Source organism: Zymobacter palmae (assembly GCF_003610015.1).
Lineage (GTDB): Bacteria > Pseudomonadota > Gammaproteobacteria > Pseudomonadales > Halomonadaceae > Zymobacter > Zymobacter palmae.
Map to the genome: position 1 here is coordinate 1,284,193 of NZ_AP018933.1, position 18,122 is coordinate 1,302,314.

At 54.9% G+C, this 18,122-nt stretch carries 17 protein-coding genes; 10 read left to right on the forward strand and 7 right to left on the reverse strand.

Annotated elements, in window-relative coordinates; translation table 11 throughout:
* The first annotated feature begins 8 nt into the window (after positions 1-8).
* Both odhB and lpdA read left to right on the forward strand, forming a co-directional pair.
* Positions 9-1,493 (forward strand): 2-oxoglutarate dehydrogenase complex dihydrolipoyllysine-residue succinyltransferase, encoded by a 1,485-nt coding sequence (gene odhB, locus ZBT109_RS05620; RefSeq protein WP_027704825.1) that lies wholly within the window; start codon positions 9-11, stop codon positions 1,491-1,493.
* A 216-nt stretch (positions 1,494-1,709) separates the two neighbouring features.
* Complete coding sequence (lpdA, locus tag ZBT109_RS05625; RefSeq protein ID WP_027704824.1) at positions 1,710-3,146, forward strand: dihydrolipoyl dehydrogenase; 1,437 nt, start codon at positions 1,710-1,712, stop codon at positions 3,144-3,146.
* 131 nt (positions 3,147-3,277) lie between these two features.
* Here lpdA and ZBT109_RS05630 read toward each other — a convergent pair whose 3' ends face one another.
* Complete coding sequence (locus tag ZBT109_RS05630; RefSeq protein ID WP_027704823.1) at positions 3,278-4,348, reverse strand: glycosyltransferase family 9 protein; 1,071 nt, start codon at positions 4,346-4,348, stop codon at positions 3,278-3,280.
* Positions 4,349-4,661: 313 nt separating this feature from the next.
* Between ZBT109_RS05630 and ZBT109_RS05635 the strand changes: the two genes are divergently transcribed.
* The 4 genes from ZBT109_RS05635 (at position 4,662) to pcsA (ending at position 8,395) form a co-directional block, all read left to right on the forward strand.
* Positions 4,662-5,771 carry an S-(hydroxymethyl)glutathione dehydrogenase/class III alcohol dehydrogenase gene (locus tag ZBT109_RS05635; RefSeq protein WP_027704822.1) on the forward strand — a complete coding sequence of 370 codons (1,110 nt, stop codon included), beginning with the start codon at positions 4,662-4,664 and terminating at the stop codon, positions 5,769-5,771.
* Between the two features lie 126 nt (positions 5,772-5,897).
* Positions 5,898-6,815, forward strand: a complete 918-nt coding sequence (fghA, locus tag ZBT109_RS05640; protein ID WP_051523730.1) for an S-formylglutathione hydrolase — start codon at positions 5,898-5,900, stop codon at positions 6,813-6,815.
* The gene (mtgA, locus tag ZBT109_RS05645) at positions 6,815-7,516 is read left to right on the forward strand and encodes a monofunctional biosynthetic peptidoglycan transglycosylase (protein ID WP_232012874.1); all 702 of its coding nucleotides are present in this window, start codon (positions 6,815-6,817) and stop codon (positions 7,514-7,516) included. The genes fghA and mtgA overlap by 1 nt, the downstream gene beginning before the upstream one ends.
* Before the next feature lie 159 nt (positions 7,517-7,675).
* A complete protein-coding gene (pcsA, locus tag ZBT109_RS05650; protein WP_051523735.1) occupies positions 7,676-8,395 on the forward strand; it encodes a phosphatidylcholine synthase in 720 nt (239 codons plus the stop codon).
* 454 nt (positions 8,396-8,849) lie between these two features.
* Here pcsA and ZBT109_RS05655 read toward each other — a convergent pair whose 3' ends face one another.
* The 3 genes from ZBT109_RS05655 to pyrB form a co-directional block, all read right to left on the reverse strand.
* Positions 8,850-9,200, reverse strand: a complete 351-nt coding sequence (locus ZBT109_RS05655; RefSeq protein WP_051523729.1) for a cupin domain-containing protein — start codon at positions 9,198-9,200, stop codon at positions 8,850-8,852.
* A gap of 734 nt (positions 9,201-9,934) precedes the next feature.
* Entirely contained in the window at positions 9,935-10,498 is a 564-nt protein-coding gene (locus tag ZBT109_RS05660; RefSeq protein WP_027704818.1) for a serine acetyltransferase, read from the reverse strand.
* A 78-nt stretch (positions 10,499-10,576) separates the two neighbouring features.
* Entirely contained in the window at positions 10,577-11,605 is a 1,029-nt protein-coding gene (gene pyrB / locus ZBT109_RS05665; protein WP_027704817.1) for an aspartate carbamoyltransferase, read from the reverse strand.
* Positions 11,606-11,991: 386 nt separating this feature from the next.
* Here pyrB and ZBT109_RS05670 point away from each other — a divergent pair, with 386 nt between their 5' ends.
* From ZBT109_RS05670 to tusA, 3 genes are all read left to right on the forward strand, one after another.
* Entirely contained in the window at positions 11,992-12,384 is a 393-nt protein-coding gene (locus tag ZBT109_RS05670) for a DUF4168 domain-containing protein (protein WP_027704816.1), read from the forward strand.
* Between the two features lie 202 nt (positions 12,385-12,586).
* Positions 12,587-13,684 (forward strand): 23S rRNA (cytidine(2498)-2'-O)-methyltransferase RlmM, encoded by a 1,098-nt coding sequence (gene rlmM / locus ZBT109_RS05675; protein ID WP_084261759.1) that lies wholly within the window; start codon positions 12,587-12,589, stop codon positions 13,682-13,684.
* Positions 13,685-13,745: 61 nt separating this feature from the next.
* Positions 13,746-13,997, forward strand: coding sequence for a sulfurtransferase TusA (gene tusA / locus ZBT109_RS05680; RefSeq protein ID WP_027704814.1), 252 nt, complete (start codon positions 13,746-13,748; stop codon positions 13,995-13,997).
* 114 nt (positions 13,998-14,111) lie between these two features.
* Here tusA and ZBT109_RS05685 read toward each other — a convergent pair whose 3' ends face one another.
* Positions 14,112-15,554, reverse strand: a complete 1,443-nt coding sequence (locus ZBT109_RS05685) for an MATE family efflux transporter (protein ID WP_051523728.1) — start codon at positions 15,552-15,554, stop codon at positions 14,112-14,114.
* Between the two features lie 179 nt (positions 15,555-15,733).
* On the opposite strand from ZBT109_RS05685, the gene ZBT109_RS05690 reads away from it, so the two are divergent.
* Positions 15,734-16,306, forward strand: a complete 573-nt coding sequence (locus ZBT109_RS05690; protein ID WP_051523727.1) for an elongation factor P hydroxylase — start codon at positions 15,734-15,736, stop codon at positions 16,304-16,306.
* Between the two features lie 214 nt (positions 16,307-16,520).
* Here ZBT109_RS05690 and ZBT109_RS05695 read toward each other — a convergent pair whose 3' ends face one another.
* Complete coding sequence (locus ZBT109_RS05695) at positions 16,521-17,111, reverse strand: hypothetical protein (protein WP_027704813.1); 591 nt, start codon at positions 17,109-17,111, stop codon at positions 16,521-16,523.
* Positions 17,108-18,118 (reverse strand): hypothetical protein, encoded by a 1,011-nt coding sequence (locus ZBT109_RS05700; RefSeq protein WP_027704812.1) that lies wholly within the window; start codon positions 18,116-18,118, stop codon positions 17,108-17,110. Before ZBT109_RS05700 ends, ZBT109_RS05695 begins: the two co-directional genes overlap by 4 nt.
* Positions 18,119-18,122: the final 4 nt, after the last annotated feature.

Sequence of the window (18,122 nt, forward strand, 5' to 3'; positions counted from 1 at the left end):
GAACGGATATGACTATCGAGATCAAAGCGCCCAGTTTCCCTGAATCCATTGCTGAAGGTACGGTAGTGGGCTGGCATTGTGCTCCGGGTGATCGTGTCGAGCGTGACCAGCTGTTGGTTGAAATCGAAACGGATAAAGTGGTCATGGAAGTCGTCGCTGCCGACGCCGGAACCCTCACAGATATTCTGGTGGCTGAAGGCGGGCGCTGCACCAGCGAACAGCTGCTGGGGCATCTGCAGCAAGGGGCCGTTGCCGCACAGCCGCAAACGGTCGTCGACTCCGCGGCCGCGGCCATTCAGCCCGAAGAAAAGACGGTCATTATTCATGCCCCGCAGTATCCCGAGTCGGTAGCGGAGGGCACGTTGCTGTCTTGGCATCATCAGGTGGGCGATCACGTTGAGCGCGACGAGCTGCTGGTCGAGATCGAAACTGACAAGGTGGTGCTCGAAGTCTGTGCCACCGATCCGGGTACGCTGACGGCCGTTAATGTCGCTGAAGGCCAGCAAGTCACCAGTGAACAGCCGCTGGGTACGCTGCAGTTGGGCAGTATCACGCCGTCCGCTTCCCCGACGGTCGTCGATACGAATACGGTGACACATCCGACCGATGGCGAATGGCGTCTTGCGCCGGCTGCTCGCAAGCTGGTGGCTGAGCATGGTGTCGATATCTCGACGTTGTCGGGCAGCGGCCGCGGTGGGCGTATCCTGAAAGAAGACGTGCAGCGCAAGCTGAAAGGGGCAGCGTCGGTAACGCGAGCCAATCTGCCTAACGCTGAAGAAGACGAATTTCTGCCGCGTCAGGACATGCGCGTGCCCATGAGCCGCCTGCGCCAGACGATTGCCGATCGCTTGGTGCGAGCGCAGCAGACGGCCGCTATGCTGACCACGTATAACGAAGTGGATATGAGCGCTATCCGTCAGCTGCGTGCACACTACCAAGAGCAGTTCCAGAAAGCGCACGATGTGAAGCTGGGCTTCATGAGCTTCTTCGTCAAGGCATGCACCGAGGCACTTAAACGCTTCCCTGATGTCAATGCTTCTATTGACGGTGATGACATCGTTTATCATGGTTATCAGGATATCGGCGTCGCTGTATCCACCGAGCGAGGCCTTGTGGTTCCTGTACTGCGTGATACCGATACGATGCAGCTGGCCGATATCGAGCGGCAGATCGCCGATTTCGGTAAGCGTGGTCGCGAAAATCGCCTGACGCTGGACGAAATGACGGGGGGTACGTTCACCATTACCAACGGTGGAGTATTCGGTTCGCTACTGTCGACCCCGATCCTCAACCCGCCGCAGACGGCCATTCTCGGTATGCACAAGATTGAAGACCGTCCGGTAGCCGTCAACGGTGAAGTCGTCATTCGTCCGATGATGTATCTGGCCTTGTCGTATGATCATCGCATGATCGATGGCAAGGATGCCGTACAGTTCTTGGTGACGGTAAAAGCGCTGCTGGAAGATCCTGCTCGTATTCTGCTGGGCGTGTAATTGATGCCCGCGTCTTTTACCATAGAGGGAAAGACGCGGAGGAATGCTGATCGCCACCTGACGGTTGGCGCATAGCGCACTCGAACGAGCACCGTCGCGTTCGGAAACAGAAGTCGCAGCCTGTGGCTGTGCTTCGAAAACCTTCTGGCAGGCACCGCTGCTGCGCGATGTCTGCCATCATTACCTTTATTCATCCATCTCCATCGGAATCAGATCATGGCCGAAAAGTTTGACGTTATCGTGATCGGGGCAGGCCCCGGAGGCTATGTAGCCGCCATTCGTGCCGCACAGCTGGGCCTGAAAACGGCCTGTGTCGAGAAGTGGGTCAACGCTGAAGGGCGCACCGTACACGGTGGCACTTGCCTTAATGTAGGCTGTATTCCTTCCAAAGCACTGCTGGAAGCGTCCCACAAGTTTGCAGAAGCGCGTGATGACTTTGATACCTTCGGTATTGAAATCAGTGGCGTGAAAGCCGACGTCGAGAAGATGATTTCCCGCAAGAATGGCATCGTGAAAACGTTGACTGGCGGTATCAGTGGCCTGTTCAAAGCCAATGGCGTTACTGCACTGGAAGGCACGGCCAAGGTGCTGGGCAGTGGCAAGGTTGAAGTGGCCCATCGCGATGGGTCGACGGCTGTCTACGAAACGCGCGACATCATCATCGCCTCTGGCTCGGTACCGGTCGACATTCCGCCGGCACCGGTGAACGGCGACACTATCGTGGATTCTTCCGGTGCACTTGATTTCACGGCAGCCCCGAAACGCTTGGGTGTCATTGGTGCCGGTGTCATCGGTCTTGAATTGGGGTCCGTCTGGTCACGCCTCGGCAGTGACGTTACGGTGCTCGAAGCGATGGATTCGTTCCTGGCATCTGCTGATGAAACGCTGGCGAAAGATGCCTACCGTATCCTGAGCAAGCAGGGCTTAAACATTAAGCTGGGCGCGCGCGTTACCGGCAGTACAGTTGCTGGCAATGAAGTGACCGTCACTTATACGGACGCTAATGGTGAACAGCAGCAGACATTTGACAAACTGATCGTCTGTGTTGGCCGCCGTCCCTATACCGAGCAGTTGCTGAGCGCTGATGCTGGCGTCAAGGTCAGTGACCGCGGCTTCATCGAAGTCGATGATCAGTGCTGTACTAACGTGGTGGGTGTTTATGCCATCGGTGACGTGGTGCGTGGCCCGATGCTGGCCCATAAGGCATCTGAGGAAGGGGTGATGGTGGCGGATATCATCGCGGGTCATAAGGCTCAGATGAACTACGACACCATTCCCAACATCATCTATACCGCGCCTGAGATCGCATGGGTAGGCAAGACGGAGCAGGAAGTGCGTGAGGCGGGGATTGCCTATGAAACAGGCAGTTTCCCGTTTGCCGCAAGCGGCCGTGCCATGGCCAACAATGCCACTGAAGGTCTGGTGAAGATCATCACTGACAAGGAAACGGACCGCATTCTGGGCGTGCACATCCTCGGTCAGCAGGCCGGCGAAATGATCGCACAGGGCGTGATTGCCATGGAATTCGGCTCCAGTGCCGAGGATCTGGCACTGACCTGCTTCGCTCACCCGACGCTGTCAGAAGCCGTACATGAAGCTGCTCTGGCAGTGGATGGACACGCGATCCATATTCCAAATCGCAAACGGAAGTAAAGTACAGCGCTAGCGTAAGCCAAAGACCGGGCGCCGTGCATAAGGTAGATGCGCGGCGCTTTTTATTGCCAGGTACTACGGTATTTTCGTTGGTATACTATCTGAGGGATCATGCGTACGCATGGGTGAGTTTACTTCACAGTGAAAACATCGTTTTGAGGTAGAATCTCATCAAGGGCTCGAGCAAACACTGCCGGGTCAATGGCATTGATGTCATCTCCGGTGACGAGCACTGTATTGTGATCAGCGAGAGGGCGCCATGCTTTTATTTCTGTGCGGTAAATGCCGAGGGTTGGGCGATTGTAGGCCGATGCAATATGAATAATAGATGTGTCCGGAGAAATGACGGCTGTCGCATGCTTGATAATGGCAGCAGAGTGATAAATTGAGCGAGGTGGTGCAATAATGTGTGCCGATGGACAGGCTTGGGACACTCGCCGTGCTTTCTCTTCGCCACTCGGAGAGCAAGTAATGATAACGGAATACCCGTACACATCGGATATGCATTGTATAAGGCGAACGGCTGTTTCTTCATTCAAGCTGCCGATAGCACGGCTTGCATCCATGTTCAGCGCAAAGTAAGGCCCGTAAGGTGCTATCTGGGCGCGAACGTGTCGCTCAATATTCTGAGGAATTGGCAGTTCAAAGCGAGCCTCGACATCAGCGATACCAGCATCTTTCATGAGCTGTGCCCAACAGAAAGGTGCGGGTGCCTCGGTTGCAAGCATTGCCATTGCTTGTTTTGCCACTTCGGGGACATACATGTGTAACGTGCAGTGGTGCAGTCCTATGTTGCAGTGTGCATGCAATGTACGTTGGAATAGCAATGTTGCCGTTGTATTTCGCATCATTGCTTGCACGCATAGATCCACTTGCCCGTAAGTGCGTCTTATCTTCCGAGCGGCAGCAATGACTGCACGCTTGTTGCGCTCATGGTCAATGAGATGCAACGTAATTCCTTCGGTTTTAAGAGGTGCCAATGCCGCGTACGAGCTTGGGTTGACTACAAGGATGATGGAGTTGACCTTGGCCGCCTGCAGTGCTCGAACGACAGGATATATGGCCATGGTGTCGCCTATGTGACGGGCCACAAAAATGACGGCACTTTTTATTGTTGTTGGCACGTGCTGCAATCCTTGATAATCAAGCAGGCTTTCAAATAGTCCTAACTTAATCATTCTCAATGTTTTCTTATTTTGCATGGGCTGCTTGTCCTTAAGCAAATCATTTGTATCAATGTAGAAGATAATTATACGCGCATAAAGCAGTTGGCCATGTAACGATCAAACCGTATAACTCCATGAATGGATGCTTATCATCTTGAGCATGTGCCATTGCCATTCTATTACTTAATGGTTTAAGCCCATATGCTTCTGATCATGCATAATTAATGGCAGATGGTGAAGTCAGGCTGCACATAAAGCTATGACAGTGAATGTTCACTGAATGTCCCATCGGTGCCAGCAAAACCGTGGGTAATTGCACCCCCTTAAGCCTTTTATCAAGGATGATGTTATGAAAGCGCGAGCTGCAGTGGCTTGGGAAGCGAACAAGCCGCTTTCCATTGAAGAAATTGACGTCCAAGGTCCCAAGGAAGGCGAGGTCTTAGTGCGCATGGTGGCGACGGGTGTTTGCCACACAGATGCTTATACGCTGTCGGGCATGGACCCTGAGGGACGCTTTCCTGCCATTCTGGGGCATGAGGGCGGTGGTATCGTCGAGGCGGTAGGCAAAGGCGTAACGTCTGTGACCGTTGGCGATCATGTTATCCCGCTGTATACCGCGGAATGTCGCCAGTGCAAGTTCTGCCTGTCGGGCAAGACCAATTTGTGCAGTGCTGTCAGGGCTACGCAAGGTATCGGGGTAATGCCGGATGGCTCTTCGCGCTTTTCCCTGAACGGTAAGCCGATCTATCACTATATGGGAACATCTACATTCTCTGAATATACCGTGCTGCCGGAAATAGCGTTGGCTAGGATCAGCAAGGCTGCACCACTGGACAAGGTCTGCCTGCTGGGTTGTGGCATCACGACGGGGATCGGTGCTGTTCATAACACGGCAAAGGTCGAACCCGGCGCGACAGTGGCTGTGTTCGGGCTAGGGGCTATCGGTTTGTCGGCCATTCAAGGGGCCGTGATGGCGAAGGCGGGGCGTATCATTGCCGTTGACATCAATCCCTCGCGTTTCGAACTGGCGCGCCAGCTGGGCGCTACCGACTGCATCAATCCGCAAGAGCACAGTCTGCCGATTCAGGAGGTGCTGATCGACATGACCGACGGTGGAGTGGATTACTCCTTCGAATGTATTGGAAACGTTGAGGTCATGCGGCAGGCGTTGGAATGCTGCCATAAGGGGTGGGGCGAATCTATCATCATTGGCGTTGCGGGGGCCGGGCAGGAAATCTCGACGCGGCCTTTCCAACTGGTGACGGGGCGAGTGTGGCGTGGCAGTGCGTTTGGCGGTGTCAAGGGACGTACCGAACTGCCGAACTATGTTGAGCGCTACATGAGCGGGCAGATCAACATTGATGATTTCGTCAGCCATAACTTGCCGCTTGAACAGATCAACACGGCATTTGACCTATTGCATCAAGGCAACGGTATCCGTACGGTCATACACTTCTAGCGTGCTTTGTTCCTTGTCCATCTCATGGCATAAGGGAACGATCGCTATTGAGCATGCGCTCTCATAGGCGCATGTTGTCATGCGGTGGCTAGGATGCCACCGCGCGTGTTTTGCAGGAGTCTTTTCATGACCGAACGCAATGCAGTGCCTCTTCCCCTTCAGGATGTAACGCCGACCAGCGACGCGCTGGAGTGCATCGAAGCACATGTCAGCGCGGGCGGAAGTTACCGGCGCTATCGCCACGCCTCTAAGGCGTTGGGCTGTGATATGACGTTCGGTATCTTTTTGCCACCGCAGGCGGTTGATGCCCTTTGCCCAGTGGTCTGGTGGTTGTCGGGGCTTACCTGCACAGATGAGAATTTTATGCAGAAGGCGGGGGCGCATCGCGTGGCGGCCGAGCGAGGCATTATTCTCGTTTGCCCGGATACCAGCCCCCGTGATACGGGTATCGAAAGCGATGATGATCCGCTGTACCTCGGTGCTGGCGCTGGTTTCTATCTCAATGCGACTCAGGCACCGTGGCAGGCCCACTATCGGATGTTTGATTACGTGACGGAAGAGTTGCCAGAATTGATACGCCAGAACTTTCCTGTTGCCAAGCGGTGTTCGATCATGGGCCATTCGATGGGGGGCTTGGGAGCGCTGGTCTGTGGTCTAAGGCTGCGCGATCGCTACTGTGCCATTTCTGCGTTTGCCCCTATGGCACACCCGTCATCCGCCCCTTGGGGGCAGGCTGCATTCAGTGCCTATTTGGGCAATGATCCCACGCTCTGGCTGGATTATGACCCCTGTGTATTGGTGCAGGAAGAGCTGTCTCCCGCTGATGCTATCCCCATTCTCATCGATCAGGGCGATGCCGATCCGTATCTTGATGAGCAGCTGTGCGCTGAAGATTTCCGTGATGCATGCCTGAGTGCCAACTATCCACTGACACTGCGCTATCAGGCTGGCTATGATCACAGCTATTTCTTCGTTGCCTCTTTTATCGAAGAGCATTTGCATCATCATGCCGATGCCTTGTCTAAAGAGGACGATACTTTTTAATGACGACTCGGATAGGCATGCTGCTGCGTAGCAGCGTGCGTTGGGCCATTCGGCTGATCGTCGGTTGGCTGGCGCTGTGCGGTGCTTTGATACTACTGTTTCGCTGGGTGCCCGTACCGTTCACTGCTGTGATGCTAGAGCAGGCCTTTCTGTCACGTAGCGGTTGGCAGCATCAGTGGGTTCCCTACGAGCGTATCAGTGATTCGCTCAAGTTGGCTGTCATGGCTTCTGAAGACCAGCGATTCCCGTGGCACCATGGGTTCGATACCCAGCAGATGTCGGATGCTTGGCAGGCATGGCGGGAAGGACGCTCTCTGCGCGGTGCCAGCACTATCAGTCAGCAGACCGCCAAGAATCTGTTGCTGTGGACTCACTCTGACTGGGCCCGCAAGGGGGCGGAAGTACCGCTGACGGCCATGATGGAGCTGAGCTGGCCGAAGCGTCGCATTCTTGAGGTGTACCTGAACAGCGCCGAGTGGGATGAAGGTGTGTACGGCGCAGAAGCCGCTGCGCGCCACTATTTCCATACTTCCGCACAGGCCTTGACTACCGAACAGGCCATACGACTGGCGGCTGTTCTGCCGGCGCCCCGTGTGTGGAGTCCGGTTCATCCCGATGCGCGCGTCCAGCAGCGCATGCACTGGATCGCTACACAGATGAGCCTTATGGGCGGTAAGTCCTATCTGCGCACACTACAATGAAAGCGTTGGCCCATGCTTCGGTGAGTCATTGATAAATAAGCGAGGTCGAACCGAGAGCGAGTGAACTATTATCGCCAAGGGGATGCGGATAAGGTAGGCTTTCGCGCCGTGACCCAGAGACGGTCGATTCATCACAACTAGGAGTTAAGTGTGAACGAGATGTTTTCTTCTACCACGTCGAATACCAGTGATGTCTGGAAGGCGTGGGGAGTGCATGCTATTACTGCCAGCGGGGTTGTGCTGGGGTTGATGGCGGCCTTGGCCCTGTTTCAGGGGCAGGCGGTGCAGTGTTTGCTGTGGCTGGGCGCCGCCATGATGGTTGATGGCATCGACGGTACGCTGGCGCGTCGCTACCGGGTCAAGGAAGTGCTGCCGCATTTCGATGGCTCAATTCTGGACATGGTCATCGACTATCTGACCTGGGCTTTCATTCCTGCCGTGTTCATCTTTACCTTTATTCCGTTGCCGGCTGGCTGGGGACTATTGGCGACCATCATCATTTTGCTGTCGTCAATGTTCTGTTTTTGCAACGTGCATATGAAAAGCCAAGACAACTATTTCGTCGGCTTCCCGGCCGCCTGGAATATCTTGGCCATGTACCTGTTCGTGTTGCAGCTGCCAGCTTGGTGCTCGTTCGCTATCATCATAGTGCTGGCCGTGCTAACCGTGACCAAGGTCAAATTCTTGCACCCGTTTCGCGTTCAGACACTGATGTCTCTGAACATCATTGTCACGCTGCTGTGGTGTGTGTGTGCCACCGTACTGGTATGCGGTATCGACTTCTACCCCAGTGTAATGAAATGGCTGTGGCTGGCTACCTCACTGTACTTTGCCGGCATGTGTGGTTGGCGTACTGCCATCGAATGGCGGCAGCGCTAAAGCGCCGAACCGTACGCAATGAAAAAGCCCGGCTAGATGCCGGGCTTTTTCATTGCAGGATAATCTCTGTCCGGGATGTTGCCTAACTACGCTCAAGTCCGGTGCCGCAGCCCCATCAATGAATTAAATGATTTCAGCAATGCTGATGTTTTCCGCAGCGTGTAGTGCGAGTAGGTCTTGAGAACAGGGCTTTTTGAGGCGTCACTATAATGAAATCCACTCTCGCCAAGTTCATCTTCAATGTCACGCAACGCTAGGCGTAAACGGGTGAACTTAGAGCATGTTTCATAACCCGATATCCATGTCATTGACGGGACGTCAAACCACAACGTTGCGCTAGAAACCATCTGTTTTAGAAAGGGTAAAAGTAATCGCTCAGGTTATGAGACAGTCTCTTAACGATACCCTGTGACTTACCAAATGCTCCGCTCTGCGATGGTTTTCTCTGATGCGGCTACGCTTTCGTTGTGTTTACGTTGGCCGTACCGTCGAGAATTTCTGCTCCGGCGCGTTCGGACAGGGCGAGGTAAATGCTGGGCGCTAGTGCGGTGACGCGATGGGCCTCGCTTCCTGCAAGGATCAGGTGATCGCCGGGTTCCAAGATGTGGTCGTTAACCTGCAGTCGGCCCTCAATGACGTGGATCTGTTCCCAGCCTGGGTGCCGATGTAGCGGTAAGCTTGCGCCTGTTTCGAGCCTGAGCAAGGTATGACCACCACCTTGATCGTTACGCCACAGCGGAGCGTAGGCGATGCCAGAGTACGGTGTGGGGTGGTAAGTACGATGGACGTTGCTATCGTAGTGCATGAAATCTCCTCGCATTATGCAGGCTTTGCCTTTGGCCGCGATATCTGTTGCCCATAAAGGTAGGGTATCCCTGAACACTGTCAGTTTCTGTCAGCAGTGTTTCATCAGATAGAGGCTTGTTTTGCCCTGTTCTCGTTATTGGGCGAGCAGTGCTGTGCGACACGGCAGGAGGTAATGCTCGGGTTAAGCGTCAGCCGACAGCGCCTGATGCATGAGAAAGTGGCATAGCTTGCTGTGACGAAGCGCCCATGATCGAAGATGCCAAGTGCGAATGGCTAGCTCATCGCAGCCGTTGCTCCACGGTAGCCAAAGGTGAGCTTTCGACTCTCGTAGATGGCAGCCACACCTGCTCGTGTCTTGTGCGGTTTCGGCGAACCCTGTCCGGTGCTTCCTGTTAGATATGCGAAGATATCAGCAGTGAATCCCAGTAAATTCGGTCTTACTATGTAGTCCAAGCATGGCGTGCGCTTGGTGGCGGTGCGATGGCATCATGATTTTTCACGCTGCTTGCTAAACCGCGATTACGCTTTGTTGCAACAAGAGGCTAGGTTCGTACGATCATTGCTTCGGCTTGCCGTGGCCGACTGAATGACCGCATTTTGTCCTCAGCATCCGTAGTGTGTCGCCCTCACATCATAAATGATGGCTCTTCAATACATGTCCCGCTCTCTTGGCGCTTGAGCGGTGATTCATCTGGCATGACGGTCTTGCTAACTGAAACGTGTTCTAGCGGGCTATAGGGTTTGCTCGCCCAGTTCTTTTTCGCGAATTACTAGCACATGCCTTGAGTAGCAGACACTGTTGTCAGCAATGTTCTTGTTGATGAAGGCCGCCGCACCGATGGTGACGTTATTGCCTATCTGGAGATTGTCTCCGACAATGCAGACGTTTGCGCCTACCGACACGTTATCGCCCAGTGTGATACGGCTGATATCGGGTGAGGCTGCGCCGATGGTGGTGTTCTGGCGCAGGGTGCAGTTTGCACCGATATGGGCGTGTTTGTTGATGACGATGCCACTGTAGTGGCGGATACGCAGTCCGGGACCGATACAGGTTCCCAGTTCGATATCACAGCCATAGGCATAGTAGAGGCGGTGGGTAATCTTCTGCGCCAACCAGTGTTGCGCGCGGGAAGGGGACGTGTGGAGGTATTCGGCGAGCCGCCAGAGAAAATAGAAGCGCTTTTCCTTCTCACAAAGCAGTCGCCCGGCAATTGCCCACCAGGAGAATGCGGGGCGCTTTCTTAGCACTTCGGCCTTCAGGCAGCGCTTCAGGTGAGCATAGCGGGGGGAGGCCACGGTCTACTCCTATCATGCTGTCCATATAAAGTAGAAAACGATGCGCCAGTGTTGGCGCATCGTCGATCGTGATCGCTTTTAGACGCGGTCATTGACACCCAGACGTGGGGGTACTTTCCAAGTGACGTCACGCAGGCTGCCTTCGATCAGGTGATCGACTTCCAGCAGTTTGGCGAAGATGGCCATGCGCACGGGAATACCGTTGTCGGTCTGGCGGAAGATGGCCAGACGAGGGTCGGTATCCAGGTCGGTGGAAAGGTCGTGAGCGCCAGGGCGGCTGTCGCGCGGCAGCGGGTGCATGATGATGGTCTGCGGCGTAGCGCGGCGATCCATAAACGCACGATTGACATGGTAGGCCTCTGGGCGGCCGGAGAATACATCGTGCATCTCTTCAGTAAAGCGTTCTTTCTGTATGCGGGTCGCATATACCACATCAATGGCGGTCGTTACGTCATCAAGGCTGTCGAGAATGTCGACGCGGTGTCCGCGGGCCATCAACATCTCGATTAGGTTGACGGGCATTTCGAGCGATGGTGGCGCCACGAGCGTGAAGTGCATCGGGGCGTGCAGCGAGAGTAGCTTGGCCAGCGAGTGCACGGTGCGTCCGTATTTTAGGTCGCCCGTCATCAGAATATGCGCACCAGCGATTGTCTTACCGATGCGCGCGAACTCCTTGCGGATCGTATAAAGATCGAGCAGTGCTTGGCTCGGGTGTTCGCCCGGGCCGTCACCGCCGTTGATGACCGGCACATTGATCGCGCTTGCGAACTCAGCCACCGAGCCGCGATCGGGGTGGCGCATCACGATGGCATCCACGTAGCCTGCAATCACGCGGCTGGTATCGGCCAGCGATTCCCCCTTGGCCATTGAGGAGAAGGTGAAGCCAGTGGTATCGCATACTGTGCCACCCAAGCGACAGAAGGCGGTGTTAAAACTGATACGTGTACGCGTACTGGCTTCGAAAAACAGGTTACCCAGTACGGCCCCTTCCAGTATGCGAGTGACCTTCTGGCGGCGCGCGACAGGTTCCAGCCGTTCGGCAATCGAGAACAGCTCGTCCAAAGCATCCAAGTTAAGGTCATCGACGGAGAGGAGATGAGGAGTCATCGGCAGGCACTCTTTCTGCTGGAGAATGGTTTTTCTGCGTGGACATACATGCCCGAATCACCGGGTGTGGCGGTTCGAATCGCTGTGGGTGGCGATATCTCCTGCCCGGCGACGAAATGTCGGCAGGAGGGCAGCCCAGTGTAGCCAGTCACTCGCAGAGGGAAAACCCTGCATGCCATAAAAAGCGCATTCTTTTTTATGGGTAGGCAAAAAATCATGGCCGTAAGCGCGCGGGAACAACCTGCTGAATTCATGATAATAAATAGAGATAATAGACCGAAGATACCGTTGTTGCTCCGGCAATCACACTATTGTCTGGGAACTATCCTGTGTGGCTACCGTCAGACACACTGTATCCCACACGATCCGATATTCTGGAGGATTTGATGAAACGGACGACCGCTATTCTGTCAGCGGCACTGCTCTCTTCGGGTATTCTGGCAGCCGCACCGAGTGTCATGGCGGCACCTGCCCCCCAAGCCGCTAGCCAGCAGAGCGGTGCTGTGGCCGCGAACTTCACTGACCAGCAACTGCAGGACTTCTCTTCTGCAGCGGTCAAGATCTCCGAGATCACTCAGACTTATACGCCGCAGTTGCAGAAAGCGGGTGATGATGCTCAGCAGCATGAAAGCATCCTGCGTGAAGCCAACAGCAAGATGATCAAAGCGGTTGAAAGTTCCGGTCTTCAGGTGGAAGAGTTCAATCGCATTGGCCAGGCGATCCAGCAGGATCCACAGTTGCTGAAGCGCGTACAGGCCATGGCCCAGCCGCGCAAGTAACGCTCAGGCATGCGGTATCATGAACGCTCTCGTACTTCGGTGCGGGAGCGTTGTCGCATCTGGACGTTGCTGAACCCAAGTGTTGTCTCCTCTGGAGTACGCGGGGCTGAGCGATGCGGGCAGAATGCGGTACACTGGGCGCTTTATCGTTTTGATTCTGTCGGTTCGGCAGCGTATCTGCTTCAGGAGTGTCGTGGTTCCTATGTCTGAGTCCTCTTCTTTGGTGCCCAATGCGTGGCTGCTGTACTGCCGCCCGGGGTTCGAACATGACCTGGTTGCCGAGCTGTGTACAAAGCTAGAGGCAAAGGGCAGTGACGCTGTCGACCGCCTTGAGTGGCAGATGGATCCCTTCAGCGGCTATGTATGTGCAAGCCTGCCCGCGGGCGAACCTGCCAACGTGCTGCATCAGGCGTTGCGGTTGAACCATCTGATTTTTGCCCGTCAGACACTGGTGGCATTGCCGCCATTGACCGCTCTGGCACCGGATGACCGTATTGGACCGATTGTCGAGCAGGTACTGGCCAGTGGTTGGAGCTTCGAGTCGATTTGCTCTGAACAGCCCGACACCAATGAAGGCAAAGCGCTGTCTGGGCTGGGGAAAGCACTACAGCGTCCGCTGGAAAGCGTGCTGCGCAAGCGGGGCGCCCTCAAGCGGCGGGCGGGCAAGCGCCAGTTGCACCTGTTCTGGACTGCCGGTAATGCCGTTCAGGTGGCCATGAGTTTTCCCGGCAATCGCAGTGAATTCCCCAATGGCATTCGTCATCTGCGTTTCCCGCACGAAGCGCCCAGCCGTTCAACGCTCAAGCTGGAAGAGGCTTGGCATGAGTTCCTGCCGCGTGATCGCTGGGAGGACGCGCTGTATGATGGTGCTATGGCCGCAGACCTTGGGGCGGCACCTGGAGGCTGGACCTATCAGCTGGTACAGAAGGGTATGCATGTCTATGCCATCGACAATGGTCCCATGTCACCTGCACTGATGAAGACCGGACAGGTCGAGCACCTACGCGAAGACGGTTTCGTGTGGACACCGCCCGTGCCGCTGCAATGGCTGGTGTGCGATATCGTTGATCGCCCCGAACGCGTCATCCGTATGATTGAGCGCTGGCTATTGTCGCGTTGGTGCCGCTTCTCTGTGTTCAACCTCAAGCTGCCCATGAATCGCCGTTGGGAAGAAGTGTCGATGTGTCTTGACGGTCTGGAAGAACGCTTGAATGAGGCGGGCATAACGCATGTGATGCGCTGCCGCCACTTGTACCACGACCGTGAAGAAGTGACCGTTTTCGTCGAACTGATGGATTAACTGCTGCGTTAGATTGCGCACGCAACAGGCGATGCGCAGTGCACATCAAGGGAGAGATGCCATGAGTGATGGCTTGCCCACGCCAGATGCCGTTTTGGATACCCGCGGGCTTTACTGCCCCGAGCCTGTCATGATGATGCATAATCAGGTGCGGGATATGGCTCAAGGTCAGGTACTGGCGGTTCGCGCAACCGACCCGGCGACCCAGCGTGACGTGCCCAACTTTTGTCGCTTTCTGGGACATACGCTGCTGGAAGAGCGTGAAGAAGGCGATGAATTCTACTACCTCATCGCGCTGAAGCAGACGGATTAGCGGCGTATGCTGCTTACCGCGCCCACGTTGTAAAAGACCGTCGAGGCAAAACTAAAGAAGCCCGGCACATGACGTGTCGGGCTTCTGTCATTATGGACCGAGCGCTCTAGTGGTTCAGAGCGCGCTTGTTTGCGCACCTTCCTGGGCATGATAGTGCTGCATGTCTTTGCGGATAGTGTGGCGCAGGCGAAGACCCAGCAATACTGCTGCAACGGTTAGACCGACAGTCATGCCCACCCAGTAGCCGTAGACCCCCCACGGCGCACTGATGCCATGCTTGGCCAGCGCAATCCCAATCACCATGCCTACTGCCCAGTAGGACAGCACCGTGATGTACATCACGATACGGTTATCCTTGTAGCCGCGTAGGATAGCGCTCATGGTGGCCTGAAGTGCATCCGACAGCTGGAACAACATTCCCAGCAACATGAGATGAAGTGCCAGGGTCAGTACTTCGATATCGGTGGTAAATATCCCCAGCAGCTGGCGCCCGAAGATCAGTAGGAACAAGTCATTGATGACGGCGATGGCAACGGCCATGGCAATGCCCAGTAGTGCCGTACGGCGGGCAAGCTGCGGCTGTTGCAGTCCACGGTAGGTACTGACCTTGATCATGACCGCTATCCCAAACGACATCGGTGTCATGAACATCAATGCAATCAGTTGAGTAGTAATCTCATGGGCGGCTACAACCTGAGCACCAAGCGGTGCGCAGAGCAGCGCCACCATCGTGAACAGCGTCGCTTCTGCCAGCACGGAAACACCCAGTGGCAGGCAAGTGCGCAGCAGTTCGCTGATTCTTGCCCAGTGTGGCGCGATAGGGCGCTGCCAGAGGCGCACTTCGCGATAGATGCGGTGACGGACCGTATACAGCAGCATGGCGAACATGATCAGCCAATACGTGATGGCCGACGCAATCCCACAGCCCTGTGCGCCGTGCGCAGGAATGTTGTGTGCCCACTGTGGCACTGCGAACGGCAGGGCATCAAGTACCGTACCCCCGTGGATCATCAGGTAGGTGAGTGGGACGTCGATGATGATGGCCATGATGTTAAAGATTAGATTGGGGCGCGTATGGTTCATCCCATTGCTGTAGGACAGCAGCAATAAGTAGCCCATGAGAGCAGGAAGCCCTATCAGCAGGGCATAGATGTAATGCTCACCTGCCTCTGCCAGCGCTGGTGGCGCATGGAAGATCGCCATCAGCCATGGTGTTGCACACCAGAGCAATAGCGTCACGCTGCCACCCAGCACCAACGTGATCCAGATCATCTGCCACATATCGTGGCGTATCTTGTCGGGCTGGCGCGCGCCAAAGTGGTGCGCGATGACGGAGGTCAGGCCCGAAAAGCTTCCGGCAATCAGCAAGAACATCGGTACCCACAGTGCTACCCCTACCGACACGGCAGCCTGATCCAGTGTGCTGTAGTGCCCGATCATGCTAATGCTGATCAGACTGATCGCCATCTGCGCTATTTCAGCTCCCCAGATGGGCAAGGTCAATCGAGTCAGCGACCAGATCAGCGACCGGCGCGAGAGCTCGTGAGAAGATGACATGGACGCTCCTGTGTAGTGAAAACGGTCTGCGAATGAATCTACATGATACGTGATCTTGAGCGATCGCAGTGCATTGTACTGCGTCAATTTGACGGGATTGCGTAGTCTTGATGTAGACACGGTATACTGCCGCATCTCTTCTTCCATGGATAAGTGAATAGGTAGCCATGACGGTTTCAATGCCCATCGACCGACCTGACGCAGATAACCCTTCTACCTTGATCGGACTGTTCAATGCGCTGTTCATGCCCACTATGCGCACGGAATTGGTGCGGGGAGCGGACGAGCCGCTGTATCGGCCAGCCGATGCTGATTGCGCTACTCATCGCATCATCTTTGCGCGAGGGTACTTTTCCAGCGCGCTTCATGAAATCAGCCACTGGTGCATTGCAGGATACGAACGCCGCCAGCGGGAAGACTATGGGTACTGGTATATACCTGATGGGCGCAATGCCGATCAGCAGCACGCGTTCGAGCAGGTCGAGGTTAAACCGCAGGCCGTCGAGTGCTTGCTGGCAGAAGCATGTGGCCGCGTATTCCATGTTAGTGTCGACAACCTTGATGGCCATGTTGAGGTGGATCGGGAGGCCTTCACGCAAAAGGTAAAAGCACAGGCAGAGCAGTATCGGCAGCAGGGGTTGCCTCCTCGCGCTCAGGTGCTTTTTGATGCGTTTAAAGACTTTTATATCAATGGGTTAAGCCTGGATGATGTGGCAAAAAAACAGCTGCCCATTATCAGCACGTTGCGGTGAAATGAAGGAGAAGATGTGTGGAGAATGCATGCTGTATTCTTATAGCATGCTAATTAAAAAGTGTTCATTTAGCGCATGTTGAGCATAGTGTGGTCACAATCTGGTCACACTGTGTTCGCATCCAACAGGACGCTCCCGAGCCAAAACTCGAAAGCGCCTTGGCACAAAAAAGCCCCGATAGAGCGGGGCGGTCATTCTTGCTTGGTCGTTTCTGTCATTGGTTACCAATGCCTCCTAGTGGCTTAATGAACCGCTGGGCGATAGCCGCAAAGTCTGCATCGTCGCCAGCGCTTCGGATCGCTGCTTTTCCTTCGAGTCGGATTGTCCGTATCTGACGAATCACTTCCTCGCGGTGTGCTGCCGCTTCTGCAATATCTGACGCTGCCTGTAGCGCGCTAATGCCTTCGGCATTTGCCCAGGCTGTGATTTCTTCGGGGCACTTCGCCTCATCATACCCTTCTGCGTACCATCGGCTGTGAGCTTCGATAACCTGCTGGTATTCCACGTCCAGTAGCTGACCAATAGAGTTGTCGCGAGTACGGGCTGCATCTGCTGCGGCGTCAATGGCATTGATTGCGTACTCGCGCTCTGCAGCAGCATCACGCTTTGGCATGACTGCATGGACACCCTCATCATCAAATTTCAGCACAGCCCCTTGGGATTGCAATGCCAAGAGTTCGTTATAGTCGTTTTGCTCTATGAATATGGCCGTACGGGGGAGTGTGGCTTGTTCGTCCAGCTTATTTGCCTTTCGGAACTCATCTTCATTGCTATAAAAAATGCCGTTCGTAATATCTGCAATCATGCGTAATCCCTACCTATAGCAAACCAGTTAAATCCATTTCCGCCAACGTTGGGAGGCGTGCCATCAGCGTTTACGCAGTACATAGTGTATTCAAAGCTTCCGGTATTCTTGATTGCGCCTGCAAATGTCCAATAGGCGTTTAGAGTATCTTTGCCAGAGACATAGAGTTTGTCGAAAGACTTGGTGAAGGCGCGGGGTAACGTGATTTGTGAGTTATAGCGACGCCACCCGACATAGTTCACATTGACCTCACCGTATTGGATGACAAGGTATTCTCTCGTATTGCCGTTGAAGCACGGGATACGAATAAAATAATCTCCTGCACTGCTGCGCAGGTTGTCTCTTAATTCGACCAGCTGCTTAGTGTTAGCCACTTCGCTGATTAGTCCACTCAATGCAAAAGCACCCGCGGTAGAGTTGGACATCTTCGCTGCATCGCCCAGCGTTTTTGCAAAGGCTTCTAAGTTACTTTGTACGGTTTGCGCGGCGCCATGAAGGTCAAATGCCTCTTTATTTTCCTTGGATGCTGTCCCTAGACTATTGATTAGTTGATTAAGCGCTTGCTGTACCTCCTTGGCGCTTCCCATCGCATCAAAGTCCTCGGCGTTGTGCTTGGCCGCCGTGCCAAGCCCCTCAACGCTGTCATAACGTGTGGGGTAGACCTGCACAGGAAGCAGATACCAGATGCCGTTGTCGCGGCTCCCTTGCGGCTCTACGTCTTGGTTATCCTTCAGGGCATGGAAAGTGCTGCCATGAAAGAACACGCGAGCGCCTTTGGAATAGGGAACGTCGTTACGCCATGACAAGCAGCCCTGCCGTTCGACTTCCTGCAGTGCTTGGTCGGTCTTCTGCATGTGATAGTTCTGCACGCTGGCGGAAGGCGCCTTTTTGTCCGAGCCGCCTTCCCAGCCGGTGCGCATGAACTCTTGAGTTTTCTCGTTGTTTTCGTCAGTGATTTGCAGGGCCTCATAGCCCCAGATTTTGTTGAATGCTGCGGGTCTGGTCATGGGT

Bases quoted from the DNA above. Each gene is read 5' to 3' on its own strand.
- ZBT109_RS05685 (WP_051523728.1), bottom strand. From the start codon at position 15,554: ATGTCATCTTCTCACGAGCTCTCGCGCCGGTCGCTGATCTGGTCGCTG.
- odhB (WP_027704825.1), top strand. From the start codon at position 9: ATGACTATCGAGATCAAAGCGCCCAGTTTCCCTGAATCCATTGCTGAA.
- ZBT109_RS05630 (WP_027704823.1), bottom strand. From the start codon at position 4,348: ATGCAAAATAAGAAAACATTGAGAATGATTAAGTTAGGACTATTTGAA.
- rlmM (WP_084261759.1), top strand. From the start codon at position 12,587: ATGTCTGAGTCCTCTTCTTTGGTGCCCAATGCGTGGCTGCTGTACTGC.
- pyrB (WP_027704817.1), bottom strand. From the start codon at position 11,605: ATGACTCCTCATCTCCTCTCCGTCGATGACCTTAACTTGGATGCTTTG.
- ZBT109_RS05690 (WP_051523727.1), top strand. From the start codon at position 15,734: ATGCCCATCGACCGACCTGACGCAGATAACCCTTCTACCTTGATCGGA.
- fghA (WP_051523730.1), top strand. From the start codon at position 5,898: ATGACCGAACGCAATGCAGTGCCTCTTCCCCTTCAGGATGTAACGCCG.
- ZBT109_RS05670 (WP_027704816.1), top strand. From the start codon at position 11,992: ATGAAACGGACGACCGCTATTCTGTCAGCGGCACTGCTCTCTTCGGGT.
- tusA (WP_027704814.1), top strand. From the start codon at position 13,746: ATGAGTGATGGCTTGCCCACGCCAGATGCCGTTTTGGATACCCGCGGG.
- ZBT109_RS05695 (WP_027704813.1), bottom strand. From the start codon at position 17,111: ATGATTGCAGATATTACGAACGGCATTTTTTATAGCAATGAAGATGAG.
- ZBT109_RS05655 (WP_051523729.1), bottom strand. From the start codon at position 9,200: ATGCACTACGATAGCAACGTCCATCGTACTTACCACCCCACACCGTAC.
- mtgA (WP_232012874.1), top strand. From the start codon at position 6,815: ATGACGACTCGGATAGGCATGCTGCTGCGTAGCAGCGTGCGTTGGGCC.
- pcsA (WP_051523735.1), top strand. From the start codon at position 7,676: ATGTTTTCTTCTACCACGTCGAATACCAGTGATGTCTGGAAGGCGTGG.
- ZBT109_RS05700 (WP_027704812.1), bottom strand. From the start codon at position 18,118: ATGACCAGACCCGCAGCATTCAACAAAATCTGGGGCTATGAGGCCCTG.
- ZBT109_RS05635 (WP_027704822.1), top strand. From the start codon at position 4,662: ATGAAAGCGCGAGCTGCAGTGGCTTGGGAAGCGAACAAGCCGCTTTCC.
- lpdA (WP_027704824.1), top strand. From the start codon at position 1,710: ATGGCCGAAAAGTTTGACGTTATCGTGATCGGGGCAGGCCCCGGAGGC.